Below are 1,079 nucleotides of genomic sequence, written 5' to 3'. Positions count from 1 at the left end.
GATTTGAGCCAAGCGCTCAGCAGCTGGGTAGGCTCCAAAACCGTGTGCGGCCTGACATAACCCCGGCTGCGGCGCGCAGCACCGCTGCGCTCAGGGTTTACACGAATTTGAGCTTTGAGCGACAGACACCGCCAATGCGGGGCCCTATCTTGCGTGGTCCGGTGGTGCGCTGACGCCAGCTGGATTGATTTTTTGGGGGCATCTTCCCCTTGTTTATGAGAAACCGTGCACAGGAGTGAACGATGGTGAAATTCAAAGTCAATGGCGAGGCCGTCTCGGTCGACGCCACGCCGCAGACCCCACTGCTGTGGGTCATTCGCGAAAAACTCAACCTCACCGGCACCAAGTTCGGCTGCGGCATTGCGCAGTGCGGTGCCTGCACGGTGCACCTCAACGGTGAACCGGTGCGTTCTTGCTCGCTGCCCGTGTCGGCAGCCGAGGGCCAAAACATCACCACCGTGGAAGGTCTCATGAAGACGCCTACAGGCCAAGCGCTGCAGGCGGGCTGGATCAAAGCCCAAGCGCCGCAATGCGGCTACTGCCAGTCCGGTCAACTCATGGCTGCGGCCAAGGTGATCAGCGTGGTCAAAAAAGACTTGAGCCGCACCGAAATTTTGGAAGCCATGAGCGGCAACATCTGCCGCTGCGGCACCTACAACCAGATCGCCAGCGCTGTTTCCCACGCTCAAAAAACCCTCCAAGGAGGCAAGGCATGAACACGATGAACACCACACCGAGCGTGTCGCGCCGCGCCTTCATTTTGGGCTCGGGCAGCCTCGCCTTGGGCCTGTCTTTTGGCCTGACACAAACCGAGCTGGCCCTGGCTCAAACCCCCGGCGCTGGTGGCATGGCCCCCAACAGCTGGATCAACATCGGCCTGGATGGCGTGGTGACCTTGATGTCACCGGCTTCCGAAATGGGCCAAGGCACCATGACCGCCATGCCTTTGCTGCTGGCCGAAGAGATGGATTTGGACTGGAGCCAAGTGCGCGTAGAGCAGTCGCCCAGTGACCCCAAGCGTTTTGGCAACCCCCGCTTTGGCGGCGGCATGACCACAGGTGGATCGCGCACAGTGCAAG

At 60.8% G+C, this 1,079-nt stretch carries 2 protein-coding genes; both read left to right on the top strand.

Going from position 1 to position 1,079, the window contains the following annotated elements; translation table 11 throughout:
- Positions 1-242: 242 nt before the first annotated feature.
- Positions 243-716 (top strand): (2Fe-2S)-binding protein, encoded by a 474-nt coding sequence (locus Q0341_RS13180; protein ID WP_299514142.1) that lies wholly within the window; start codon positions 243-245, stop codon positions 714-716.
- A partial coding sequence (locus Q0341_RS13175; protein ID WP_299514139.1) for a molybdopterin cofactor-binding domain-containing protein occupies positions 713-1,079 on the top strand: 367 nt, incomplete at its 3' end. The genes Q0341_RS13180 and Q0341_RS13175, both read left to right, overlap by 4 nt.

Origin of the sequence: uncultured Limnohabitans sp., assembly GCF_937889215.1 — a bacterium.
Lineage (GTDB): Bacteria > Pseudomonadota > Gammaproteobacteria > Burkholderiales > Burkholderiaceae_C > Limnohabitans_A.
Note: the sequence above shows the minus strand (reverse complement) of the source record. Positions and strands in the feature narration are given on the sequence as shown.